The following is a 19583-nucleotide window of genomic DNA, read 5'->3' on the forward strand; positions in this document are numbered from 1 at the left end:
TCCTTGCCGGATCTCCTCGGAATCATCCTCTGGCCGCTGAAATGGGTCGTCGAGCTCATCCTCGTCGCCTGGCACGGTCTCTTCACCTTTCTCGGCATGCCCCCGGCGGACGGCCTGACATGGGTGCTCGCCATCATCGGACTGGTGATCGTGGTCCGCGCGGCCCTGATCCCGCTGTTCGTCAAGCAGATCAAGAGCCAGCGCAAGATGATGGAGATCGCGCCGGAACTCAAGAAGATCCAGGAGAAGTACAAGGGCAAGCGCGATCAGCTCTCTCGTGAGGCGATGAGCCGCGAGACGATGGCCCTGTACAAGAGGAACGGAACATCCCCCGTCTCCGGCTGTCTCCCACTTCTCGTGCAGATGCCGGTGTTCTTCTCGCTGTACAGCGTGCTCAACGGGGTCTCAACGAATGCGAAGAGCGGTCACGGCGGTGTCGGCCCGCTGACGCCTGAGCTGACGCTCGAGTTCTACAACGCGAAGCTCTTCGGCGTCGCGTCGCTGCACGAGTCTCTCGTCGACACGATCAAGACGCAGCCGGTCGGGTGGCAGACCACCGTCGCCATCATGGTCACCCTCGTCGTGCTGATGATCGCGTCGCAGTTCTTCACCCAGCTGCAGATCGTCTCGAAGAACCTCTCCCCCGAGGCCAAGCAGGGCCAGGCGTACCAGATGCAGCGCGTGATGCTCTACATCCTGCCGTTCGCGTTCGTGTTCTCGGGCATCTTCTTCCCGCTGGGCGTCGTCATCTACTGGTTCACGTCGAACATCTGGACCGCTGTGCAGCAGTTCCTCGTCATCCGCAATCTCCCGACTCCGGGTTCGCAGGCGGCCAAGGAGCGGGAGGAGCGTCTCGCTCGCAAGGGCAAGGCCATCGATGCGAACGGCAAGATCATCTCGCTCGAGAAGTACCAGGCCGAGCAGCAGCGTCTGCTCGAAGAAGCCGAGAAGGCGCGTGCCGCGGCCCCGAAGCGCCAGCAGCCGGTGAGCAAGCAGCGTGCCAAGAAGCAGGGGCAGAAGGGTCCGGCCACCGCGGGTGGAGGCTCGAGCGCCTCGTCGCGTGACACCGGCGCCGACAGCGCACAGACCTCCTGATCCATCGATTGTAGGAACGAGCTATGACCGACTCTCCCGTCACCGCCGACTCATCCACCGAGGGTCAGGCGACCGTCGCACAGCTGGAGCAGGAGGGTGACATCGCTGCGGACTTCCTGGAGGGACTGCTCGACATCGCCGACATCGACGGCGACCTGGCCCTGGATGTCCGTGCCGGCCGTGCGTACGTCTCTGTGGAGGCCGACGGCACCGGCACGCTGAGTCTGCTGTCGGAGCCCGACACCGTGCAGGCGCTGCAAGAGCTGACGCGCATCGCAGTGCAGACGCGCACGGGCCGCTTCTCGCGGCTCATCCTCGACATCGGCGGTTCGCGGGACACCCGCGAGCAGCAGCTCGGGACGCTCGTCGACCGAGCGATCGCACGGCTGGAGGATGGTGCGTCCCAGGCGTCCTTGCCCGCCATGTCAAGCTACGAGCGCAAGCTGGTGCACGACATCGTGGCCGAGCGGGGCTACGTCTCTGAGTCGTACGGCGAGGGTGCCGACCGCCACACGGTCATCCGCCGCGGCTGATCCGTCCGGCATGTCGACTCTCGAACCCGAGCCGTCCGAGGCGGCAGAACTCTTCGGTGCTCGCATCGATGTCGCCCGCCAGTTCGTGGCGGCGCTGGCCGAGCACGGCGAGGAGCGCGGCCTCATCGGGCCCCTCGAGCTTCCGCGATTGTGGACGCGCCACGTTCTGAACAGCGTCATCGCCGCTCCCCTCTTCGCCGGCCGGGTCGGCGACGTCGGCTCGGGCGCCGGGCTGCCTGGACTGGTGCTCGCCATCGCTCGGCCGGATGTCGAGTGGGTTCTCATCGAGCCGATGGAGCGGCGCGTGGCGTGGCTGAACGAACAGGTGTCGGAGCTCGGGCTGGAGAACATCGAGGTCGTGCGTGCACGCGCCGAGGACTGGCGCGGTGGACCGGTTCTGGATGCCGCGACCGCCCGGGCTGTCAGTGCACTGCGCACCCTTATTCCGCTGACCGCTCCCCTGGTCCGCGATGGAGGCCGGCTCATCCTGTTGAAGGGTGTGAACGCGGCTGCCGAGGTCGCGGCAGCCGAGAAGCAGATCAAGAAGTTCCGGCTGTCCGACGTGAAGGTGTCGGTGCTGGGCGAGGGCGTGCTCGCCGAGCCCACGCGCGTCGTGACAGCGAACGTACGCTGACGCGCAGGCTTGAAGGTGCCTGAAGTGCACCGGTATGGAGGTCCCTGCTGTGATCGCCGTCGTGCGATCGAGTTTCACGTGAAACACGCGGGGGCCTGAGCTTGCTCAAGCAGATCGTCATGACGCCGCCTGGAGACGGTTGTCGTACTGGCCCGCAGTCTGGCGCCGGTCGCGCAGGCACGATGTGACATGGACGGCGCCCTGGGCTGAGAATCGCACGCGGGTAGGTTCTCGTCGCCTGCTCGGTGGTTCGGCGCGTCGCCCCGCATCTTGGGGCGCGCCCTGCATCCGTGGACCGGTGGGTCTGTAGACGAAGCGCGGCGAGTGATGCGGGTCTGAGCCGGATCAAAACCGCGCACTTGTAGCCCTCTTCGTGTTCGGCTTGGACCTGCATCGGACCTGGGTCCGAGTTCTCTGCAGCACTGCGGCCCACGGGTTCCGAGTTGTTCTTCCCCGCATACCTCGACACGGTCACCGTCGTTCGGGACGGGCCGCGATCCGGACCGACTGATGTTTCACGTGCAACGGCCCTGTCGCCCGCACGGAGATCCGCTCGAAGCGTCCAGACCGCGCGGGGGTTCGCATAGCGAGACCCACGCGGGGGCTGGGCGTGATCGTTCACCCACGGGTGACGGGGGTTGCGGGGATCGTCCAAGGTGTGCCGAGCGCCGGTCCGCCGCAAGACCCCGGCCCGCAGTTCATCCCTATCCCCCGGGGACGTCGGTGTGCGCCGCGTTGCACGCGACTCACGTTTTGGGGCGTGCTCCTCTGAATGCGGACGCGCGCGGGTCGAAGCGGTCGAGCGGGACCAATGTTTCACGTGAAACCTTTCGCGAGGTGTGGTCGTTCCTCGGCGCGGTTTGGCATGCCCAGGACCGGCCCCGGAGGCGCGCCACCTGCCGGCAAAGCGGGGTGCGCGAGGACGCTAGCTGGCGTGCACACGCCAATCGGTGTGTCATGCGCCTCGAAAAGTGTCGGCCGCGGCGCGCGGGCGGGGTCTCTCCGAGGTCGACCCAAGCATCCCGTGCCCCCTCCCCCAATGAGGCAAGACGCGCAACGAACTGGTTGGGTGTGGAGCGATTGTCGCCGCGGGTGAAAGCCCGACGACGGAACGGACCAACCGACGCGCGCAAAGGCCAACGAAGAGGGAACGGCGGAGGTCTACACCCTGTGGATGATGGCGTGCTGTGTCCTGATTCGTGCCGGTCGGTTCCAGTCCCGGCCAGATCCAACTGATTTGAGGCGGATGTAGGAGTCGGGCAAGCGGACGAAGGGGATCCTCGTCACGGCTGCCCCTGCACGGGTCGGAGGACCTGTCCGTCCTGGGCTCGTGCAATCGTCGCCTGTGGCGACGCGCGCGGCAGATGCGATGTCTTGCGTGGAACGCGTCGAGAACATCCGAGTGGAAGGAGCGCTTTACGCGAGATGCGCGGACGGGACCGCTCTGGACCGCGTACTTGCCCGGCCCCGGGCTGCAGCCGCGCACGGGCTGCGGTGTGAGTGCGCCCACGGGCGGAAGGCTCACGTGAGACGAGAGGGACGGACCTCGGTCCCCGGGCGAAGGTCCTCCCGGAGCGCCGGTGCGGACACGGGATGGCGGGTCCACAGGCGCCTCGCCACCGATGAACTCCTCAGCGCGGCCGTTCGTCTGCTGCACCCTCCGCATGTTTCACGTGAAACGTGCGGCTGAGCGTGGGCGCCACTCTTCCGAGGGAGAGCGCGCGGGGTCGGCGCACCCATCAGCGCGCGTTACTCGTAGGACGCCGCCCCGGAGGTGGGCGACCACGTGCCGGTCCTGGCGCAGGTGTCACGTCGAGCGTGCGCGGCATCTTGGCCCCAAAGCTCTCCCCACCGAAGGTAGGGGCGTCTGCGCGCTTCAGCGCAGGCGGCGTGAGCCCCGGCGGATCTCGCCGGCGGGGGTCTGACCCGCCCATCTCGCGCACATGCTTCGCGTGAAGCGCGCTGACGGCCGGACGCCTCCAAGCGGTGACGCCGGAAGATCGGCAACGTGAGCGCGTGGCGGGGTCTAAAAGTACGGCGTCGTCGACGAGATGCATACGCCGGATGGGCCGTCTCCCGGTATTGCTGGCGGCTGGTCATTAAGCACCTCATGTTTCACGTGAAACGGCTTGGTTGGGCTGCAGTCCAGGCGAAGAGAGATCACCGGAGCGTGGAGTGCATGCGGCGGATGTGTGGGTTCCGAGGGATCGCTGGCGGCGGGCCGGAGCACCGCGTGTTCCAGATGAATGGGTGGGGCGGACTGGAGTGCAGACGCGAGACGGGTCCCGAGCGGGGTGCGCACGCCGCATGCGCGGTGCTCGAGGAACGTTCGGCGGGGAATCTCGCTGCACATCATGTTTCACGTGAAACGGCGGGCGGCGCGAGTCCGGGGTGCAGAGAAGCTCCCTCCGTGGGAAGGCGCACACCGGATACGGCGTGGCCCTGCCCGCGGCGCCTCTCACAGGACATCAAGTTTCACGTGAAACGGCGGGTGGCGCGAGTCCGGGGTGCGGAGAAGCTCCCTCCGTGGGAAGGCGCACACCGGATACGGCGTGGCCCTGCCCGCGGCGCCTCTCACAGGACATCAAGTTTCACGTGAAACGGCGGGTGGCGACAGTCCGGGCGCAGAAACGCTCCCTCCGCGGGAAGGCGCACACCGGATACGGAGTTCGCATGCCCGCGGCGGATCTCGCAGCACATCATGTTCCACGTGAGCGGACGCACTGGCGTCGTAACGAGAAGACTCCTGGCGCGCGGGGAATATGAACGCCGGATGGGGTCTCGCGAGCACTGCTGGCGCGGGCCTGGAGCACCTCGCGTTTCACGTGAAACGGCAGGCGGTGCGAGTCCGGGGTTCAGCGACGTTCCCAAGAGGTCGGAGGGCGTCCGCCGGATACAGCGTGGCTCTGCCCGTGGCGGATCTCGGTGCTCCTCATGTTTCACGTGGAACGGACCGGCGACGTGGAGTCCAGGCCAAGAGTGTTCTTCCAAACGGGAATGCGTACGTTGGATGATGCCAATCTCTGGGAATTGCGGGCAGCGAACCTGGCTACACGCCTGTTTCACGTGAAACAACCGGATGGGCCGGTGCCTAGGTGTGGAGTCTCCATCGCGCGTCAGGGTCGCGCACGCGGCATGCGCGGTCTGTGGCGCTTGCCCGCCGCGGATCTCGCAGCACCATGTGGCTGCTTCTCGCTCTGCTCAACGACCGGGGTCCGAGCCCTTTTCACCGGTGCCGTCGTCGTGGCTGACGGGAAGAACACGTCGACCGGACGGTCCTCACTCATCTCGGTCGTGGGGATGAGGGCTCCGATGCCTCGGCCGAGTCCTGTTCGCTTTGCCATCAAGATGCCTTCTCTGGGGTGTCGTCGGTTCCGCGCTGCATGATCTCGACGGCAGCCTCGCGGTACGCGAGGGCGCCGCCCTACCGATGTTTCACGTGGAACGACGGCAGGGACGGTCGTCCGAGCGCTCACAGAATCCGGAAATGAGCTCGTGCTCCGGGTACGGAAATCCTCCCCCTCCCCGTGGCCCACCACCGACAGCGTGCATCCATGGTCAGGCGACGCCGGCCGTTCCCTGTGAAGCACTGTCCAGCGAGGTCGCGGTCCCCTCGCCCCGACCGGTCACCGCTGCCCAGCACCGACAGAGCGCATCCATCGTCACGCCACGCGCGCCGTTTCGCGGGAGACGCTCTCTAGCGAGTTCGCGATCCACTCGTCCGGGCCAACGCACGCGTGCAGCCGCGGCCGAGGCGCAGAACATATCACGAGCAGAACGATGGGCCCGTCGGGGCCGCGGTGAGCGCTCCCCCACGGCGGCGCAAGGGCGCGGATCGACGCGCGCACGCGACCAGCTCGGCGACGTCGCGGACGTGGGCGCGTCCGCAGTCTGTGCGCCTCGCACCTGGAGTCAGCTCCTCGCCGCGCCAACGGTGGGTCAACGGTGGGCCAACGGTGGTGGAGAAGCAGCCTGCGACCGCGATCACAAGGGTGGCGCACGTGGACGGGATTCGGAACAGGAATCGCCAAGCGTGCCTCCGGATGGCGCCGCCGACGCGGCACACCGGCCGCAGCCGCGGCCAGTGTCGGTAACTCTGAGAAGCCGAGCCGTGAGCACGCCAACGACGTGAAGCAATGATGTTCCACGTGAAACATGCTGCTCTCCGACCCGCCCGACCGGACACGACCAGACACGCCGCGGCAGACGTGGCACACCGCATACTCGTCGCCCGGCACGACCACGTGTTCGCGTGGCTCCGCGGCGCATGATGCCTCGGCTCGAGAGAGCTCCTGCGACGTTCCGGCCGTGCGGCCCAAGAGGAACACGGTGACGCCGCACGGCGCTGCGGCGGCAACCACGCATCCTCTGCGCGGGCACTTCCGGTGAAGAATCTGGCGTTTCACGTGAAACACGAGCGGCGCGAGAATGACAGATCGGCGCACTCCACGTGAGCGACGACCCACAACCCGTACTTCAGGTTCCGGAGCGCGCTCCCCCTGACTGGCCGAGCAACACCGCACGGGGAACGGCAGCGCTCCAGCCCGCGGAGCCGACACGCGGGCCGCCGCGACGACGGGCGGGCCGCGGCGACGAGGGGATGTCGCGGCGAAGCCGAGGCGCCCTCCCATCCGCCGCCCGCACCGGCGGCACCATCACCAGCCTGACATCACGTGCGGCGAACCGCTGATCCGATGGCGCGCGAGCCCGAGTCGGGATGACGGTGCCGTGCGCGCAACACGGCCGCGGCTGCCACCGACGCCTGGGTGGCGCAGGCGTACCGTGCATAACCAGCGTGAAATCCAGCTGCAGCGAGTCACAGCGCTGGGTGGCAGCCCCGTTGCCCTCTGTCGACGACGATGTCTGCTTCGGGCTCGCCGGGTGTGACACCCTTGCATCCTTCCTCCACAGCCCACACGCGAGCGAAGTTCCGCCCGATCCGGGGTGACACGCGGGCATGACGAACCCCGCGGGTTAGAGTGGAAACGTTGTGTGCGACCGGGAAGAAAGAGAGCGTTTCACGTGAAACATCCCGAAAACGCCGCGGTCGACACGTCGTTCGATGACCACGACACCCCCCTCGCTCGCGAACTCGCAGCCCTGAACGCACGCCGTCGTGCGCTGGAAGGCGCGGTTGTCGAACTCCCCTCGGAAACCCGTGTCATCACTGTTTCCAACCAGAAGGGCGGGGTCGGCAAGACGACCACGGCCGTCAACCTCGCGGCATCCCTCGCGGATCTCGGCGCGCGCGTCCTCGTGATCGATCTCGACCCGCAGGGGAATGCATCCACTGCCCTGAGCATCCCCCACTCGGCAGACGTACCGAGCATCTACGACGTGCTCATCGACGAATTCCCGTTGTCCGAGATCATCCAGACGAGCCCAGAATCGCCGCTCCTCACCTGCGCGCCGAGCACCATCCATCTCGCCGGGGCCGAGATCGAGCTGGTGACGCAGGTCGCCCGCGAACATCGGCTGCGGACGGCACTCGATGACCACCTGTCTGTGCTCGACGAACCTCCGCACTTCGTGATCATCGACTGCCCGCCCTCGCTGGGACTCCTGACGATCAACGCCTTCACCGCGGCGCAAGAGGTGCTCATCCCTATCCAATGCGAGTATTACGCACTGGAAGGTCTGAGCCAGCTGCTCGGAAACGTGCGCATGATCCAGAAGCACCTCAACCCGAGGCTGCATGTCTCGACGATCCTGCTGACGATGTACGACGGGCGCACACGCCTCGCGCAGCAGGTTGCGGAAGAGGTCCGCTCCCACTTCAGTCGCGAGGTGCTGGATACCGTCATCCCCCGCTCCGTCCGGGTCTCGGAGGCTCCGAGTTTCGGGCAGACGGTCATCGCCTACGACGGACAGTCGGCCGGCGCCCTCGCGTACCGCGAGGCTGCCGTCGAGATCATGCAGCGCGGAACCGACGACACCCCAGAGAAGGCATCTTGATGGCAAAGCGAACAGGACTCGGCCGAGGCATCGGAGCCCTCATCCCCACGACCGAGATGAGTGAGGACCGTCCGGTCGACGTGTTCTTCCCGTCAGCCACGACGACGGCACCGGTGAAAAGAGCTCGGACTCCGGTCGCTGAAGAGAGCGAGAAGCAGCCGCACGCTGAACTCGTCGACGTCCCCGGCGCCCGCCTCGCGCACATCGATCCGCACGCCATCGTCCCCAACCCGCGCCAGCCGCGCACCCACTTCGACGCGGACCACCTCGCCGAGCTCGTCCACAGCGTCCGCGAGTTCGGCGTGCTGCAGCCCGTCGTCGTGCGCGAAGCCGAAGGTGGCACCTACGAGCTCATCATGGGCGAGCGCCGCACCCGTGCGGCCCGCGAGGCTGGCCTCACGTCGATCCCCGCCGTCATCCGCGACACGGCCGACGAGGACCTCCTCCGCGACGCGCTCCTCGAGAACCTGCACCGCTCCGAGCTGAACCCGCTCGAAGAGGCATCGGCCTACCAGCAGCTGCTCGAAGACTTCGGCATCACGCAGGAGGAGCTCGCCACCCGCATCGGACGCTCGCGTCCGCAGATCAGCAACACGATCCGCCTGCTCAAACTGCCGGTTCCCGTGCAGCAGCGGGTCGCTGCCGGCGTCCTGAGCGCGGGCCACGCGCGCGCGATCCTGTCGCTCGACGGTCCGGACGCCATGCAGAAGCTGGCCGACAAGATCGTCAACGAGGACCTGTCCGTGCGGGCGGCTGAGGCCATCGCCAAGGGGACGGATGCCACGGAGATCAGGCGCCCTGCTCCCAAAGCGGGAGCCCGTCGCGGTCACCTGGACGAGATCGCCGATCGCCTCGGGGATCGTCTCAACACCCGGGTGAAGATCAGCCTCACCGCGCGAAAAGGCCAGATCAACATCGATTTCGCTACCATTCAGGACCTGAACCGCATTCTCGCCGAGCTGGGCGAGGACTCCTACGGCATCTGAGCGAGCTCCGCGGCTCGGCGACGCAGGTGCGCGGCCTCGGCCGCATTGCCCGGGAGCTCCGCCGCAGCCCGGAAAGTGCGGGCCGCGGCATCCCTCTCCCCCGACCGGGCGAGCAGGTCCGCCTTGACCGCCTGCAGCGGCCGATAGCTCGCGAGCGCGCCCGAGCGCTCGAGCTCATCCACGAGTGAGAGCGCCTCCCTGACCGCTCCCGACATCGCGACGGCAACGGCGCGGTTCAGGCGCACGACGGCGGACGGCTGCACGGCATCCAATGCGGCATACAGGGCCGCAATGCGCGACCAGTCCGTCTTGTCGGTCGAGCCTGCGACGGCATGCTCCTGAGCGATGAGAGCCTGCAGCGCGTAGACACCAGGGTCGGCGTTCAGAGCCAGCGACCTCGCCAGGCACTCACGGCCGCGCGCGATGGCAGTGACGTCCCACAGCGTGCGGTCCTGCGCATCCATCGTCACCAGCTCCCCCGCCGTGTCACGGCGGGCAGCGAAGCGCGAGGACTGCAGCTCCATCAGAGCGAGCAGCGCCCAGGTGTCGGCGCTCTGCGGCGCAAGAGCCGTGAGCAGGCGCGCGACGCGGACGGCATCTGTGGCGACGTCGGCACGTACGGCCTCGTCGCCGACGCTCGGCGCGTAGCCCTCCGTGAACATGAGGTGGAGCACCTGGAGGACGCTGTCGAGCCGAGCCGGGCGACCCGCGCGATCCGGCACCTCGAACGGGACGTCGGCCGTGCGCAGGTCACGCTTCGCCCGGACGATCCGCTGCTGAACCGAGGCCGTGGTGAGCAGCATCATCCGCGCGATCTGCTCCGTCGTCAGGCCGGCGACGACCCGCAGCGTGAGGGCGAGTCGGGATGCGGCCGGCAGCACCGGATGACAGCACACGAAGACGAGCCGCAGCGTGTCGTCGTCGATGCGGTCGGGGTCGCCGATGTCGGCGACGGGATCCCGTTCCGCGTCGCGCAGATCGTTGGCCAAGAGCTCCTGGCGCCGGGCGAGCCGCTCGCCGCGGCGCCACGCATCCATCGCCCGCCGCCGGCCCACCGTGAGGAGCCACCCGCCGGGAGATGACGGGATGCCGTCAGCCGGCCACGCGTCCAGCGCTTCCACGAACGCATCCTGCGCCAGGTCTTCTGCCCACACGACGTCGCCGGTGTACCGGGCGAGAGAGGCCACGATGCGCGCGGACTCCTCGCGCCAGACTGCCTCGACGTCGGCGACGGCGGAGTCTTTCGAGCGTGGATCGGGCACGGCTCCCACCCTAGGACCAGGGAATGCGGCGTCGGCGCACGCGATTACCCTTGGAGAGATGAACGAGTCGGAGGCGACACCCACGCGCAGAGCCAGCCTCGAGCTGCTGCGTGCAGAGGCGTCCGACGAGCTCTCGGTGCTCGTCGAGGAGCGGCTGCGCGCAGGCGAGGATCCCTGGGAGTTCATGAGCGACCTACCGACGGTCGACGAGCTCGTCGTCTTCACGCTGCGCGCCGAGAACATCGAGGCCGACGGAGGCCAGCTGCCCAACGCCTCTCGGCACTACCGGGTTCTGCGGCAGATCGCGCTGGACTATCCGCCGCTCACGCGTGCGGTGTGGCGGCTTCTCGGCGACTCCGGCTCCCACCGCCGATGGGACGCCGTCGTCCGCGACGCATCCTGAAACGGTCGACCGCACCCCAGATATACCGAAATCCCCGGCGAATGGGGAATCACCGGGGATCTCGCGAGCGCGCCTGCGCATCGTCTGGGGAACGACGCGGACTGCCTGGCTCAGCCGAGGAAAGCGGCCAGGTCCTGCTCGAGGGCGAACTTCGGCTTCGCGCCGATGATCGTCGTCTTGACCTCTCCACCCTGGAAGACCTTCATCGCAGGGATCGAGGTGATCTGGTACTTCATCGCGAGGTCAGGGTTCTCGTCGACGTTGAGCTTGAGGATCGTGATCTTGTCGCTGTTCTCCGACTGGATCTCATCCAGGATCGGCGAAACCATGCGACACGGGCCGCACCAGGCCGCCCAGAAGTCGACGAGCACGGGCCCGTCCGCGTTGAGCACGTCCTGCTCCCAGGTCGCGGAAGTCGTGGCCTTCGCAGTCATCTGCATCTCCTATCTCGGAAGTCGTTCGCTTGCATAAACAGGTGCAAGACCTGGATTGTTCCCGGCCGGCTCAGTGGCGGGATGCGGCGACGGGATCGGCGTCAGGCAGACCCGCGATCTGGTCGTCGTCCGGAGTGGGCAGCCCCGCCTCATTCAGCACGGCGAGGAAGTGCTCCGCGTCGAGGGCGGCGACGGTCCCGGATGCGGCGGCCGTGACCGCTTGTCGGTACGTCGGGTCGATGACGTCGCCCGCGGCGAAGACTCCCGGCACCGAGGTACGGGACGAACGGCCGTCGACCCAGATGGTCCCCTCCGGCGTCAGGTCGAGCACGTCGTGCACGAGGTGCGTGCGCGGGTCGTTGCCGATCGCCACGAACAGGCCTTCGAGCGGCAGCTCGCGGCGCTCGCCGGTCACGGTGTCCTCGAGGACGACGCCGGTGACGGCATCCGTCCCGAGAATGTCGACGACGGCGCTGTTCCAGACGAACTCGATCTTCTCGTTCGCGAAGGCGCGCTCCTGCATGATCTTGGACGCGCGGAGCTCGTCGCGGCGATGGATGACGTACACCTTCGACGCGAAACGCGTCAGGAAGGTCGCCTCCTCCATCGCCGAGTCGCCGCCGCCGACGACGGCGATCGTGCGCTCACGGAAGAAGAAGCCGTCGCACGTCGCGCACCACGAGACGCCACGGCCGGAAAGCCGCTCTTCGCCCTCGATGCCGATCTTGCGATACGCGGAGCCGGTGGCGAAGATGACGGCCGCTGCGTCGTGCGTCGTGCCGCTGCCGAGCTTCACCGACTTGACCGGACCGCCGAAGTCGACGGACACGACATCGTCGTAGACGACCTCGGCGCCGAACTTCTCGGCCTGCTCCTGGATCTTCGTCATGAGCTCGGGACCCTGGACGGCCTCGGGGAAGCCCGGGAAGTTCTCGACCTCGGTGGTGTTCATGAGTTCGCCACCCGCCTCGACCGAGCTGGCGATGACCAGGGGTGCCAGGTTGGCGCGAGCGGCGTAGATGGCCGCGGTCAGGGCGGCGGGGCCGGAGCCGATGATGATGAGCTGGCGCACGTGCGATCTCCTTCAGAACGTCCACGGATGCTCAACACATCGTAGCCGCGGGACATTCCAGGGCCCTGTGCGTGTCGACGTATGAAGGTCGCAGGCGGCTCAGCGCCGGATGAGTCGCCTCGCGATGCCCATGGCCGGGGCGAGCTCGGGTGCTCGCAGGAGCGCGAGCATCCCCACATACACGATGAGGCATACGATGCCGATCACCGCTGCGCCGAGGGCTCCGAAGAGCTGGCCGCGCGTCATCCAGCCGGTCGCCCCGCCGAGCAGGACGTACGCCAGCCAGCCGACGACCGCCGCCGGGATGGCCGCTGCGGCGAAGCGGGCGAGCGCACCGATCCACACGGCGGTGCCGATGCCGCCGAGCCGCCGATGCAGGAGCCATGTGGCCACGATCACCTGGACGAGGCTCGAGACCGACTGCCCGAGTGCCACGCCGGCAGCGAGCAGCGCGTCGGGAAGGACGGCCGCGGCGACGAGTGCCGTGCCCACCACGAGGGTGCACTGGAGCAGCGTGAAGAAGAACGGCGTGCGTGTGTCGTGGTACGCGTAGAACGTGCGCTGGATGACGAAGAGCACCGCGAGCGGGATCAGGCCCACGAGGTAGCACCACAGGACGGGCGCGGCTTGCACCGCCTGCGCGGCCGACCCGGTGAAGATCCGGGATGCCGGCACCGCCGCCACGGCCAGGGCCGCGGTGGCGATCACGATGAAGACGCCGAGCGTCCGGATGCTCTGGCCGATGTCGGAGCGGACGGCGTCGTCGCGGTCGGCAGCGGCGTGCTCGCTGAGCCTCGTGAAGTAGGGGGTGCCGATCGAGAGCACGATGATCGAGTACGGGAGCATGAACAGCAGCCATGCGTTCGCCGTCGCGAAGGCGCCCGGGCTCCCTTCCGGCGGCAGCACGCGGGTCTGCACGATCCCGGCGAGCTGCCCGGCGAGGACCATGAGGAAGGTCCAGCCTGCGAGCCTGCCGATGTCGCGCAATCCCACGCCCCGCCAGTGGAAGTCGGGGCGGATGTGCAGGCCCGCGCGACGCCAGAACAGCATGAGGATGCCGGCCTGCACGGCGATGCCGAGGGTCGCGGTGCCCCCCAGGACCGCGACCATCGTCGGCGTCCACGTCGTCGGCTGCGCGCCGAACACGAGCATGAAGACGCCGAAACCCGCGATCGACACGATGTTGTTGACGATCGGCGCCCAGGTGAACGGCCCGAAGACCTTTCGCGCATTGAGCGTCTCGCCGAACAGCGAATAGACCCCGTAGAAGAAGATCTGCGGCAGGCACCAGTAGGCGAAGGCGGTGCCGAGGGTCCGCTGCTCGGCGCTGAATCGCGCGCCGTACAGCCCGATCAGCTGCGGGGCGAACAGCAGCGCGAGCGCGGTCGCCCCGAGCAGGACGATCGTGCCGAGCGTCAGCAGCTTCGAGACGAACGCGTTGCCGCCGTCGGGATGCGCGGCGGAGCGCACGATCTGCGGCACGATCACGGCGGTGAGGATGCCCGTCGAGATGATCGCGTAGATGTTGTTCGGCAGCTGGTTGGCGATCGCGAACGCGTTGCCGGCCGCCGACGTGGAGCCGATCGCGGCGACGAGCACGATCGTGCGGAGGAAGCCCGTCAGCCGGGACACGATGGTGCCGGCGCCCAGGAGCGCGCTCGCGCGGCCGATGCTGCTCATCGCTCTGACTCCACGTCGTGGGGCTCGTCTTGAGCACCGGGGGATGCCGCGTCTGCGGGCGCCGCATCCACCGCCGCATCCTGTGCCTGCTCTTCGGCGGCCCCCGCATCGGCAGCCGACGTGGCGGCGCGGCGCCGTCTGCGCCGGACCGTGCGGATGACGCCCAGCACGAGGAAGGCCACGACGAGGACGATGAGGGCGATGAGGCCGAAGCCCTCCCAGTCGGCGCGGACGTTGACGTTGGCGACCTGGACCGTGCCGATCGAGACTCCCGTCGGACTCTTCAGCGACAGCGAGATGGCCACCTCGCCGTTGCCGACACGAGCCTTCACGGGGACGATCGTCCGCGTGTTGCTTGCTGCGCTCGCCTGCACGTCGGTCACCGGCTGCACGACCAGCTTCGGCGAGTCGGGCGAGGCGTGCAGGGTCACGTTGACCGGCCATTGCAGGTCGTTGCGCACCCAGAACCGCAGGTCGGCGCCCGAGCTCAGCACCACGAGGTCGCTGGGGGCGAGGATGCGCACCGAGTCGAGCGTTTTCGCCGTCTGCGCGCGATGCGCGGCGAGCGCCGCCGCCCACGCCTGGTCGTCGCCGACCCAGCCGCCGCCGATGAGCTGCAGGATCTGCCCGCGCTCAGGGCCGGTGAGGACGGCGGGATCGTCGAGGACCGACGAGAAGTCGTGCAGCGCCTCTTCGTCTCTCGACAGCGCTGTGAAGGCGGCGGTGCGGGCGGTGTCGGCATCCGTCTTCGCGAACGTCGTGTCGACGGGGGATGCCGACTCCAGCGACGCCAGGGTGGCGGGCGTCGCTCCGTCGAAGGCCGCCTCGATCGCCGCCCGGAGCCCGACCGGATCCATCGTGCTCGACCTGTCGACGGTGACGAGGAGCGGAGCACCGGCCGCATCCTTTCCCGCGAAGACCAGGTTCGCGGTCGCTGCGGCCAGCGGCGCGCCGCGGTGCTGCGGGTCGGTGGCGCCCGATGCCTCGGCGAGCTGCGTCGAGACGGCGCTGTCGTACAGGAGGACGCTGGAGCCCGCGATACGCGCCCGGGCCGGCACGGTGGCGTTCGATGCGCCCGCCGCGGTGGAGCCGGTGGCGACGAGCGTCAGCGCCGTGGTGTCGGCGGTACGCAGGGTCGTCAGCACCTTGTCGGTCGCCGTGTCGCTGAAGGGCCAGTAGATGCCCCGCACCGCTCCCGGGACGCCGGTCAGCGTCTTCGTGTCCGGGAGGCTCGGCGTCGCCGTCGGCGCCGGCGTCGCGCCGCCCGATCCGCTCTCGAAGTGGCTCGGGTCGAGGTAGGCGCTGAGTTCGAGAGGGGTCATGAGGGTCGCGGCGCCCGCGTTGATCTGCGCAGCGACGTCGGCGTCGCCGAACTGCAGGGCGAACCGGGCATTCGGCAGCGAGGTCAGGCGGTCGAGCCAGGCTGTCGCATCGGCGGGCGCAGAACTGCCGAGCACCCGGATGGCGGTCGGTATGGCCGGATCGACCGCGAGGATCGCCGGGGTCCCTGCCACGGCATCGAGGAGAGCCGTGAGACGGCCGTCGCTCGCAGTCATCGCCTGCAGCTGATCGGACGTCAGCAGCCCGGTGGTGAGCGGGCCCGCGGTGATCGGAACGACGACCCCGACGCTGGCCTGAGGCTGGGCGGGGTCGGACACGATCATGACGCTTGGTGCGGTGATCGCCCCATCCGGGTCATTGAGGCTCGCGAGCATCGGATACACACCCGGCGCCCGCTGCGCGTCCGCCGCCGGCACCTGCACGAGCACCGGCGACGACCCGCCGGACGGCACGGGGTCCATCGGTGTCGTGCCGACCGTCATCAGCTCGACGCCCGAGCGATCCCCGCCGAGCCATGCCGACAGTGCGGTGCGGTCGGCGAGCGGCGCCGTGCCGACCGACAGGGTGACCGTGCCGCCGTCGAACTCCGCAGCGGTGCCGTTGTCGAGCGTGACATAGGCGGACAGGCCGCCCTGCTGCGGCACGACACCCCGCCCGAGCGGCGAAAGGGTGAGCGTGGCCTTGCCCGACAGTTGAGTGGCGGACGGGCTCGGCGTCGGATCGGCCGCGTGCGCCATGCCCGGGGCGACCAGGACGGCGGATGCAGCGACGGCCAGCGCAGCGGTTCCCACCGCTGCCCGGCGAGCGATCCGGCGGACGGCCCCCCACGCAGGCGCGCCCGTGCGCGCGGCGTCTGCGGAAGCCGCAGCGGCCGCGTGCGCGCCGGGGGAGGTCGTGGTCATGCTCGGCTTCTGCTCGTGTGCGCTCCACGCACATGCTCATGCTCGTGCTCCGGTGATTCTACGGGGCGTGGTTCGGCGCATCCGGTGAGACGCTCCCAGTGCGGGCATGCGAGCGGTGGGCACGGGTGGGCACGGGGAGAATGGAGGGATGCCGCTCCCCCACCCCGTGCCTCGAACGGACGAGGCGCTCGCCCGCGCGCTTGCGGCCGATCTGTCCGCCGCCGGCTACACGACGGAGGGACTGCGTCGATTGTGGGGCGCCGCAGCAGACGGCGCGATCGGCCGCGGTCACGCGCTGCCCGCCCGACGCCTGCTCGCGGGCGACGATTCGGCGGTCGCCGTGATCGCTCGGCTGTTCGGGCTCGGCGACGCCGTCGCCGACGTGGATGCGGCGTTCCCTGCGACCGGGCTCGAAGGCCTCGAGTCCCTGGGGCTCGTGGTGCACGAGGACGGTCTCGTCCGGCCGCTCGCCCTCATCCGCCCGCAGGCGTTCGTCGACGAGGACGGCGCCGGTGAGTGGTGGATGGCGAGCGACCTCGACGAGGCCGCGCTCGGCGGTCCGCTGCCCGAGGATCACGTGCTCGGCGTGGGCGGCGCATCCCTCACCCTCGCCGGCCTCCAGCTCACCAGCCCGGCGTCCCGCGCACTGGATCTCGGCACGGGATGCGGCATCCAGGCGCTCCGGGCGCGGCGCCAGGCGCCGCGGGTGGTCGCCACGGATGTCTCCGAGCGCGCGCTCGCGTTCACCCGCCTGAATGCCGCGCTCAACGGCGTCGATGGGATCGAGACCCGCATCGGCGACATGTTCGAGCCGGTGCGCGGGGAGCTCTTCGACCGGATCGTCTCGAACCCGCCGTTCGTGATCACACCTCGCACCGCCGGCGTACCGGCCTACGAGTACCGGGATGCCGGCCGTGTCGGCGACGGACTGGTCGCCGAGTTCGTCGCCGGTGTGGGAACGCACCTCGCGCCCGGCGGCACGGCACAGCTGCTCGGCAACTGGGAGACGCGCGACGGTGTCGCGGGCCTCGACCGGGTGCGGGAATGGGTCGAGGGGTCTCCCGTGCCACTCGACGCGTGGGTCGTCGAGCGCGAGGACCTCGACCCGATCGCCTACGCGGAGCTGTGGATCCGCGACGGGGGCACCGCGCCCGGCATGGCGCGCTTCGACGAACTGCTCGGCGCCTGGCTGGACGACTTCGCCGCGCGCGGCGTGACCGCGATCGGCTTCGGCTACATCCTCCTCCGCAGGCCGCTCACCGGCGTGCCGGCGCTCAGCCGGTACGAACGGCTGCTCCAGCCCGTCTCCGAGGGCGGCCTCGGGTCGCACCTCACCGCCGCCCTCGCGGCGCACGATCGGCTTGCGGCGCTCGACGACGACGGGCTCGCGGCATCCATCCTGCTCGTCGCACCCGATGTGACCGAGGCGCGTCATCACCTGCCCGGGGCCGAGAACCCGAGCGTCATCGAGCTGCGCCAGGGCGGTGGGTTCGGGAGGGTGCTCGATGTGGACCCCGCGCTCGCGGCGCTCGTGGGTGCGAGCGACGGCGATCTCGCGGTCGGTCCGCTCATCGACGCGATCGCCCAGCTCATGGACACGGATGCCGTGGCCCTGCGCACCGACCTCCTCTCCCGTGTCCGCGAGCTGCTGTTCACGGGCTTCCTGCGCTTCGCCGACTGAATCGGCGCACAGGCGGGGTCGAAGGCCCCGGTTAGGCTCGATGTCATGCTGAACATGGCCGAGGGCGTCGCACGCCTGGGCGCTCTCGCCGAGTCGCCCGTGGTCGCGACCCTCGCCGAAGCCTTCGCCGAGGCCGGCCACGAGCTGGCGATCGTCGGCGGGCCCGTGCGCGATGCCCTGCTCGGGCGACCGGTGAACGACCACGACTTCACGACCGACGCCCGGCCTGACGAGATCCTGCGGATCGTGAAGCCGATCAGCTCGGTGCAGTGGGATGTCGGGCGCGACTTCGGCACGATCGGCGCCCGTGTGCGGCATGAGCAGGTCGAGATCACGACATATCGCGCCGACAGCTACGACGGCGCCACACGCAAGCCGACCGTGGAGTTCGGCGACACGATCGACGGCGACCTGGTGCGCCGCGACTTCACGGTGAACTCGATGGCCTTGCGGGTGCCCGGACGCACGCTGGTCGACCCCACCGGCGGCGTCGAGGACCTCGTGCGCGGCATCCTGCGCACGCCGAGCGACCCGCGGGTGAGCTTCGGCGACGACCCGCTCCGGATGCTACGCGCCGCCCGTTTCGCGTCCCAGCTGGGGTTCGAGGTCGACGACGACACGATCGCCGCGATCGCCGAGCTGCGCAGCACGATCCAGATCGTCAGCCCCGAGCGCATCCAGGGTGAGCTCGTGCGGCTGATGCAGACGGACGACCCGGTCCGCGGCATCCGTCTGCTCGTCGACACCGGCCTGATGTCCGAGTTCCTGCCCGAGATCCCTGCGCTGCGGCTCGAGATCGACGAGCATCACCATCACAAGGACGTCTACGAGCACTCGCTGACCGTGCTGCGCCAGGCGATCGAGCTCGAAGGCGAACGGCGCCCGGATGCGGCGCCCGACGTGCCGCTGCGCTTGGCGGCCCTCCTCCACGACATCGGAAAGCCGTCGACCCGTCGACTCGAGCCGGGCGGCGGCGTGTCGTTCCACCACCACGACGCCAAGGGTGCGCGCCTGGCCCGGCGGCGCCTGAAGGAGCTGCGGTTCGACTCCGCGACCATCGACTCGGTCACCCAGCTCATCGACCAGCACCTGCGGTTCTTCGGCTACGCCGAGGGCGCGTGGACCGATTCCGCCGTGCGGCGCTACGTGCGGGATGCGGGCCCCCAGCTCGAGCGCCTGCACATCCTGACCCGTGCCGACGTGACGACCCGCAACAAGCGCAAGGCGGCACGGCTGGCCGGCGCCTACGACGACATCGAGCGGCGCATCGTCGAGCTCGCCGCGCAGGAGGAGCTCGACGCCATCCGCCCCGAGCTCGACGGCAACCGCATCCAGGAGATCCTCGGCATCGCGCCGGGCCGAGAGGTCGGCGAGGCCTACCGCTTCCTGCTCGACGTGCGTCTGGACGAGGGCGTGATCGGACCGGATGCGGCGGAGCAGCGCCTGCGCGAGTGGTGGGCCGCCCGCACCTGACGCGAGCTGCTGCAGAACCGCGGAGATCTGCGCGGCGGCGGACGCTTCGACCATCTGGGGTCCGCAGAACGGCAGAACTCTGCAGCTTCGTGGGTCGTGACATGCGCGGCGCGCCTCGGCAGCGACACCCGG

Annotated in this window: 13 protein-coding genes and 1 pseudogene; 8 read left to right on the top strand and 6 right to left on the bottom strand. The window is 69.1% G+C overall.

What is annotated here, in order from left to right; translation table 11 throughout:
• Positions 1 to 3: 3 nt before the first annotated feature.
• Genes yidC through rsmG form a run of 3 tightly spaced genes read left to right on the top strand, consistent with a single transcriptional unit; the run spans position 4 to position 2262 of the window.
• A complete protein-coding gene (gene yidC, locus SM116_RS01370; protein WP_320942676.1) occupies positions 4 to 1095 on the top strand; it encodes a membrane protein insertase YidC in 1092 nt (363 codons plus the stop codon).
• A 23-nt stretch (positions 1096 to 1118) separates the two neighbouring features.
• Positions 1119 to 1628: a Jag family protein gene (locus SM116_RS01375; protein WP_320942677.1), complete on the top strand. Its 510-nt coding sequence runs from the start codon at positions 1119 to 1121 to the stop codon at positions 1626 to 1628.
• Between the two features lie 10 nt (positions 1629 to 1638).
• On the top strand, positions 1639 to 2262 hold the full coding sequence (rsmG, locus tag SM116_RS01380) for a 16S rRNA (guanine(527)-N(7))-methyltransferase RsmG (protein WP_320942678.1): 624 nt from the start codon (positions 1639 to 1641) through the stop codon (positions 2260 to 2262).
• Positions 2263 to 5504: 3242 nt separating this feature from the next.
• Here the strand turns inward: rsmG and SM116_RS01385 are convergent.
• Positions 5505 to 5606: pseudogene (locus SM116_RS01385) on the bottom strand (ParB/RepB/Spo0J family partition protein); the annotation flags it as partial.
• Between the two features lie 1678 nt (positions 5607 to 7284).
• Here SM116_RS01385 and SM116_RS01390 point away from each other — a divergent pair.
• Positions 7285 to 8217, top strand: coding sequence for a ParA family protein (locus tag SM116_RS01390; RefSeq protein WP_320942679.1), 933 nt, complete (start codon positions 7285 to 7287; stop codon positions 8215 to 8217).
• Entirely contained in the window at positions 8217 to 9203 is a 987-nt protein-coding gene (locus tag SM116_RS01395; RefSeq protein ID WP_320942680.1) for a ParB/RepB/Spo0J family partition protein, read from the top strand. Before SM116_RS01390 ends, SM116_RS01395 begins: the two co-directional genes overlap by 1 nt.
• On the opposite strand, the gene SM116_RS01400 is transcribed toward SM116_RS01395, so the two are convergent.
• Positions 9191 to 10465, bottom strand: a complete 1275-nt coding sequence (locus SM116_RS01400) for an RNA polymerase sigma factor (protein WP_320942681.1) — start codon at positions 10463 to 10465, stop codon at positions 9191 to 9193. The two genes, SM116_RS01395 and SM116_RS01400, sit on opposite strands and share 13 nt — an antisense overlap.
• A gap of 58 nt (positions 10466 to 10523) precedes the next feature.
• Between SM116_RS01400 and SM116_RS01405 the strand changes: the two genes are divergently transcribed.
• Positions 10524 to 10868 (top strand): tryptophan synthase subunit alpha, encoded by a 345-nt coding sequence (locus SM116_RS01405; RefSeq protein WP_320942682.1) that lies wholly within the window; start codon positions 10524 to 10526, stop codon positions 10866 to 10868.
• Positions 10869 to 10978: 110 nt separating this feature from the next.
• Here SM116_RS01405 and trxA read toward each other — a convergent pair whose 3' ends face one another.
• The 4 genes from trxA to SM116_RS01425 all read right to left on the bottom strand — a co-directional run bounded on the left by trxA (position 10979) and on the right by SM116_RS01425 (position 16297).
• Positions 10979 to 11302 carry a thioredoxin gene (trxA, locus tag SM116_RS01410; RefSeq protein WP_320942683.1) on the bottom strand — a complete coding sequence of 108 codons (324 nt, stop codon included), beginning with the start codon at positions 11300 to 11302 and terminating at the stop codon, positions 10979 to 10981.
• A 70-nt stretch (positions 11303 to 11372) separates the two neighbouring features.
• On the bottom strand, positions 11373 to 12374 hold the full coding sequence (trxB, locus tag SM116_RS01415) for a thioredoxin-disulfide reductase (protein WP_320942684.1): 1002 nt from the start codon (positions 12372 to 12374) through the stop codon (positions 11373 to 11375).
• Positions 12375 to 12473: 99 nt separating this feature from the next.
• On the bottom strand, positions 12474 to 14054 hold the full coding sequence (gene murJ, locus SM116_RS01420; protein WP_320942685.1) for a murein biosynthesis integral membrane protein MurJ: 1581 nt from the start codon (positions 14052 to 14054) through the stop codon (positions 12474 to 12476).
• The gene (locus SM116_RS01425; RefSeq protein WP_320942686.1) at positions 14051 to 16297 is read right to left on the bottom strand and encodes a DUF6049 family protein; all 2247 of its coding nucleotides are present in this window, start codon (positions 16295 to 16297) and stop codon (positions 14051 to 14053) included. The genes murJ and SM116_RS01425 overlap by 4 nt, the downstream gene beginning before the upstream one ends.
• Positions 16298 to 16445: 148 nt before the next feature.
• Here SM116_RS01425 and SM116_RS01430 point away from each other — a divergent pair, with 148 nt between their 5' ends.
• A complete protein-coding gene (locus tag SM116_RS01430) occupies positions 16446 to 17978 on the top strand; it encodes a DUF7059 domain-containing protein (protein WP_320942687.1) in 1533 nt (510 codons plus the stop codon).
• A gap of 45 nt (positions 17979 to 18023) precedes the next feature.
• The gene (locus SM116_RS01435; RefSeq protein ID WP_320942688.1) at positions 18024 to 19451 is read left to right on the top strand and encodes a CCA tRNA nucleotidyltransferase; all 1428 of its coding nucleotides are present in this window, start codon (positions 18024 to 18026) and stop codon (positions 19449 to 19451) included.
• Positions 19452 to 19583: the final 132 nt, after the last annotated feature.

This window comes from Microbacterium rhizosphaerae, from assembly GCF_034120055.1.
In the GTDB taxonomy this organism is placed as follows: domain Bacteria; phylum Actinomycetota; class Actinomycetes; order Actinomycetales; family Microbacteriaceae; genus Microbacterium; species Microbacterium rhizosphaerae.

Coding starts and splice junctions, on each gene's coding strand:
- SM116_RS01395 (WP_320942680.1), top strand. CDS start 8,217: ATGGCAAAGCGAACAGGACTCGGCCGAGGCATCGGAGCCCTCATCCCC.
- murJ (WP_320942685.1), bottom strand. CDS start 14,054: ATGAGCAGCATCGGCCGCGCGAGCGCGCTCCTGGGCGCCGGCACCATC.
- trxA (WP_320942683.1), bottom strand. CDS start 11,302: ATGACTGCGAAGGCCACGACTTCCGCGACCTGGGAGCAGGACGTGCTC.
- SM116_RS01430 (WP_320942687.1), top strand. CDS start 16,446: ATGCCGCTCCCCCACCCCGTGCCTCGAACGGACGAGGCGCTCGCCCGC.
- SM116_RS01425 (WP_320942686.1), bottom strand. CDS start 16,297: ATGACCACGACCTCCCCCGGCGCGCACGCGGCCGCTGCGGCTTCCGCA.
- rsmG (WP_320942678.1), top strand. CDS start 1,639: ATGTCGACTCTCGAACCCGAGCCGTCCGAGGCGGCAGAACTCTTCGGT.
- SM116_RS01375 (WP_320942677.1), top strand. CDS start 1,119: ATGACCGACTCTCCCGTCACCGCCGACTCATCCACCGAGGGTCAGGCG.
- SM116_RS01435 (WP_320942688.1), top strand. CDS start 18,024: ATGCTGAACATGGCCGAGGGCGTCGCACGCCTGGGCGCTCTCGCCGAG.
- SM116_RS01405 (WP_320942682.1), top strand. CDS start 10,524: ATGAACGAGTCGGAGGCGACACCCACGCGCAGAGCCAGCCTCGAGCTG.